Source organism: Okeania sp. (assembly GCF_983059655.1).
The window spans coordinates 1-5,018 of record NZ_CEZPJD010000603.1 but is presented as its reverse complement, the minus strand read 5'-3'; the positions used below and the strand labels follow the sequence as shown (position 1 = coordinate 5,018).

Genomic DNA, 5,018 nt, shown 5'->3' with positions numbered 1-5,018 from the left:
TACTTATTGAGAGATTTTTGCAAGAGCTAATTTTACCAATGGATAATTGATAATTAGGGTTTGCTGATTAAATATCAAAGTCTTTACTGATATTGGTTTTAGCCTTTTTAGAACGTGAAAAAGTACTTGATTTTCGCCTTATAAGGCTCAAAAAGTGAGTATTTTGGCGTATAGTGGGGCAGAGTTGGCAAAGGATAATTTTTCCTCCTACCTCCTCTACAACTCCCCCCAACTCTTGACTCTTAGCTACTCCCTACTCCCTGCCTTAGCAAAAAGACTTCCATAAGCAAACCCTAATTAATCCATTCGGTTTAAAGCCTCTCATGAGCAAGGAGAAAAAAAAAAGAAATAAGATTTCTGCTCAATTCAATTCCGTAACGGTTTTAACCTTCTTGTAATTATCCATTATCAATTAATGAACACCTTTTCATATTATGTCTGCTTAATTAATTATAAAAAAATATTAAAAGCTATACATCCGTAGATTATTTAACTATTTATTAACAACTAAATATGATTTTTCGTATTTCATATTACTTCTACTATAAGTCCCCAGCGCAGTTGTTTATAAAATGTCTAACTAATTAGAGAATAAAAAGTAACTATAAAAGTGGAGAAAAATACAAAAACTGAGGGGTAATTGTTAATTTTTATATAACATTTCCAACAAGTACTAAATAATGCTTTAATAACATACTTAGGATTAATCTAATTTACCTAGTTTATAGAAAAAAAGGCCATTTTTAGAGAGTATTTGTAAAGAAAAGATTAAGAAAGTGTATTGGCTGAATATTCCTTTTACAAACAGTCTCTTAGAGCTAATTAATCAGATTTTGTCCCTAAAATTCGATCAAAAAATCCATAGTTAATCAACAACTATAAAAAATGAATGAAGAAAAACGTCAAGCATACTGGCGTGCCAACACAGCATTAATCAGAAACTTGCTAATAGTTTGGGCTACAGTTTCAATTGTTATGAGCATTCTATTAGTCCAACCCTTAAATAATATTCAATTTTTTGGGGTTCCTTTCGGTTTTTGGATGGCACAACAAGGTTCTATTTATGTATTTGTCATCCTAATTTTCATCTATGCCATTCAAATGGATAAACTTGATAAAAAATATAATTCTGACAGGAGAGACTAAATGACTGCAGAAGTTTGGACATTTATACTCGTCATCATTTCTTTTATGGGTTATCTGTACATTGGATGGCGATCGCGAGTCAAAGATAGTAAAGGCTTTTTTGTCGCTGACCAAGGTGTACCTGCTATTGCCAATGGTGCTGCTACTGGTGCTGACTGGATGTCTGCAGCCTCATTTATTTCAATGGCGGGATTAATTTCTTTTTTGGGTTATGATGGCTCCATTTATTTGATGGGATGGACTGGCGGTTATGTGCTATTGGCACTACTGCTAGCTCCATACCTGCGGAAGTTTGGTAAATATACAGTACCCGACTTTGTAGGCGATCGCTACTATTCCAATATTGCCCGCATCGTTGCAGTTATTGCTGCCATCTTCGTATCCATGACTTACGTTGCTGGGCAAATGCGGGGTGTCGGTATTGTTTTTAGTCGGTTTTTGCAAGTTGATATTGGCACTGGCGTTGTCATTGGGATGATTATTGTTGCCTTCTTTGCCATTTTAGGAGGAATGAAAGGCATCACTTGGACTCAGGTTGCCCAATATACTGTACTCATTGTTGCTTATCTGATTCCAGCTATTGCCATTGCGACAGTTATTACAGGTATACCCATTCCTCAATTTGCCTTTACTTTCAGCGATATTGTCGAAAAACTCAATCAGGTTCAGGTAGACTTGGGTTTCCAAGAATACAGCGCTGCCTTTACTAACAAAACCATGCTGGATGTTTTGTTTATTACTATTGCGCTGATGGTGGGAACTGCTGGTTTACCCCATGTTATTGTTCGCTTCTACACGGTACCTGATGTAAGGGCAGCGAGATATTCTGCGGGTTGGGCATTATTGTTTATTGCTATCTTGTATACAACTGCTCCTGCCTTAGCTACTTTTGCCCGATACAACTTAATTGAGAGTTTGCACAACAAAACTGTGGAGGAAGTGCAACAGTTAGACTGGGCGACAAAGTGGGAAAAGACGGGTTTGTTAGAATTCACCGATCAAAATAATGACGGTCGCTTTCAACTAACCCCAGATAAAGAGACGAATGAAATTAAGATTGACCGGGATATTATTGTTTTGTCTACCCCAGAAGTAGCTAAACTTGCTCCTTGGGTAATTGCGTTAGTGGCAGCAGGAGGGTTGGCTGCTGCTTTGTCTACTGCATCCGGTTTGTTATTGGTGATTTCCAGTTCCATTGCCCACGATGTTTACTATCGGATGATCGATCCAGGAGCATCTGAGTCGCGACGGTTAATGGTAGGGCGAGTCATGGTAGGGTTTGCTATCGCCATTGCTGGTTACTTTGGAATCAACCCACCAGGGTTTGTTGCTCAGGTGGTAGCGTTTGCTTTTGGTTTAGCTGCTGCTAGTTTTTTCCCGGCGATCATTTTAGGAGTGTTTGATAAACGCACTAATCGGGAAGGAGCGATCTCTGGCATGGTAGTGGGTTTATTGTTTACTACTATCTATATAATGGGTGTCAAATTTGCGGGAATGCCGACATGGTTTTTCGGTGTTTCTGCTGAAGGTATTGGCACTGTAGGTATGGTGCTGAATTTTATTGTGACTTTGGTAGTATCTCGGATGACACCTCCTCCACCTTTTGAAATACAAGAAATGGTAGAGGATTTGCGATCTCCTTTAGCTGTGCCTGTTCCCATTAGTGACATTGGGGAGGAACAGTTGGATTAATTTAAAGAAGGAAGACTTCCAGTAGTGGACTGTTTCACCTAAAATGATGCAATAGGAAATCTACTAGAGATTGCTTCACTATCGTTCGCAATGACAATTCTAATGCACTATTTAAGATGAAACAATCCACTACTACAAATTTTTCAACGTTGATGATGAGAATGTTTCAATTCACAACCCCCCAGATGTAGGTTGGGTTGAGGAACGTTAGCGGAGCTTATCCGTAGGATAAACCCAATATAATATACATATAGTGTAGGTTTTTGTTGGGTTGCGCTGCCGCTTAACCCAACCTACAATCTCTAAAATATCCTAAGTTAAGTTAAACTGGTAATGTAATATAAAAGTGATTCAGAAACAAAAATGGCTACACTTCAGATAGAAAACTTACCTAACGACTTCAAAATCAATCTCTCGGAGTTATTATCTGGTATCAAACCTGGAGAAGAAATTATTATTTTAAATCAAGGGGTGGCGATCGCGAAGTTAGTTCCCATGTCTCCCTCATCTAAGCGAATAGCTAGCTTGGGGCAGGATAGAGGAAAATTTGTCGTACCAGAGGATTTTAACGAACCTTTACCACAAGAAATTATGGCAGCATTTGAGGGAGAGTAAGGGTGAAACTGTTATTGGATACCCAGTGCTGGTTATGGTGGTTTGCTGAACCTGAACGGTTAAACGAAGAGGCAACCACCTGTATTGCTGATGAAAGTAACGAATTGTGGTTTTCTGCTGCTAGTGTGTGGGAAATAGCAATCAAAGTTGCTTATGGAAAATTATCTTTGCCAGAACCGATAGATACCTGCATTTATAGTCGTATAGCGTCGTTAAATATGCAAATTTTAGAAATTACTGCTGGTCATGCCTTAAGAGCGGCTGCATTACCGTTACATCATAAAGATCCTTTTGACAGAATGCTAATTGCCCAAGCTCAGATAGAGGAAATGACGCTTATGAGTGCTGATTCAATGTTCAGGCAATACAGCAATATTTCCCTTCTTTGGGCAGCAAGTTAGTGTTTGGAGAGCGATCGCTCATGTAGGTTGGGAGGAGGCGCTCACACAGATTATGGCACGGATGCACAGATTAAGTGCAATTAGCCTCTTTCTTGTAGAAGAGCGATCGCTCATGTAGGTTGGGTTGAGGAACGAAACCCAACATCAAAGATATATTATAGAGGTTTTTGTTGGGTTGCGCTGTCGCTTAACCCAACCTACAATTTCACTAAACTAGTCCTGAAAAGAAAGCAATAATCAAGCAAATAATAAAGATAATAAAGGCAATTAAAAGAAAAGGAAGTGCGTTTTTGGGAAGTCTCATAGTTCAGGTATTTATAAAGAGTAAAAAACTACAGACAAGAAGTCTACTAATGTATCCGCTCAATAAATTGGGGCGGACTACCAGTTTAGGAATGATTTTACGCTATTTGAGGCTTACCATTTACCGATTTACCCCGGATTATTGAGCGGTTACCTACTAATCAAATAACAGTAGACTTCATTATAAATGGCTTTCAATTAGTTTCTGGGCTTGTGATCTGGCGAGTCTGTAGGTGAAATAACACCATCTAATCGGGTAACAAGTGACATAGTGCCTACGGCAGATTTTGTACCGTCAGAAGCTGCTTTACGCCAGTTGACTTTTTTCTCCCCATTAGCTTTTTGGCTTAGAGCATTTCCGACTGTTGCTCCACCTACTCCAGCGCCACATAGTCCCAGGGCTTTTCCAACAGCTATTAATGCTATTGTAGTTGTGACTGGCTCGATCGCGAAATGAATAAAATGAGTTGTTAACATTACCTTATTCTAGATTTATGTTGGACATTTTTTCCATGATTACTCATAAGTCAATACTTTGCCTAGTCCAAAAACGTTCAAATTTGTTACTCTTTTTCTGACTCAAATTTATCTACTTTTGTATAAAAATGTTAAAAATGTACTAGACTTTTACCCAACGCAAGTGATAATACAAAAAACATACCTCCCCTTATCTTATGAACTTGGAAGAAGTTATAAAAATAGCCAACCAAATAGTTTCTGAGAAAACAGGCAAATCTCTAAGTGACTTACAACAAGCGGTACTCAAAGTAACTCTACAAAAGGAGACTTACAAAGATATTGCCAAGGAATTTGATTGCTCTGAAAGTAATGTGAGAAAAGCTAGCTCAGAATTATGGCAGA

At 38.4% G+C, this 5,018-nt stretch carries 6 protein-coding genes; 5 read left to right on the top strand and 1 reads right to left on the bottom strand.

The features are described from left to right. The first annotated feature begins 885 nt into the window (after positions 1 to 885). From AC3DU7_RS25010 to AC3DU7_RS24995, 4 genes are all read left to right on the top strand, one after another. Entirely contained in the window at positions 886 to 1,146 is a 261-nt protein-coding gene (locus tag AC3DU7_RS25010) for a DUF4212 domain-containing protein (RefSeq protein WP_488041881.1), read from the top strand. Further along, the gene (locus AC3DU7_RS25005) at positions 1,147 to 2,838 is read left to right on the top strand and encodes a sodium:solute symporter family protein (protein WP_488042002.1); all 1,692 of its coding nucleotides are present in this window, start codon (positions 1,147 to 1,149) and stop codon (positions 2,836 to 2,838) included. A 363-nt stretch (positions 2,839 to 3,201) separates the two neighbouring features. Continuing rightward, positions 3,202 to 3,453, top strand: a complete 252-nt coding sequence (locus tag AC3DU7_RS25000) for a type II toxin-antitoxin system Phd/YefM family antitoxin (protein ID WP_488042001.1) — start codon at positions 3,202 to 3,204, stop codon at positions 3,451 to 3,453. Between the two features lie 2 nt (positions 3,454 to 3,455). Beyond that, positions 3,456 to 3,854, top strand: a complete 399-nt coding sequence (locus tag AC3DU7_RS24995) for a type II toxin-antitoxin system VapC family toxin (RefSeq protein WP_488042000.1) — start codon at positions 3,456 to 3,458, stop codon at positions 3,852 to 3,854. A gap of 501 nt (positions 3,855 to 4,355) precedes the next feature. Here the strand turns inward: AC3DU7_RS24995 and AC3DU7_RS24990 are convergent. Continuing rightward, a complete protein-coding gene (locus AC3DU7_RS24990) occupies positions 4,356 to 4,634 on the bottom strand; it encodes a hypothetical protein (protein WP_488041999.1) in 279 nt (92 codons plus the stop codon). Positions 4,635 to 4,831: 197 nt separating this feature from the next. Between AC3DU7_RS24990 and AC3DU7_RS24985 the strand changes: the two genes are divergently transcribed. After that, positions 4,832 to 5,018: helix-turn-helix domain-containing protein (locus AC3DU7_RS24985; RefSeq protein ID WP_488041998.1), on the top strand; the 187-nt coding region annotated here is incomplete at its 3' end.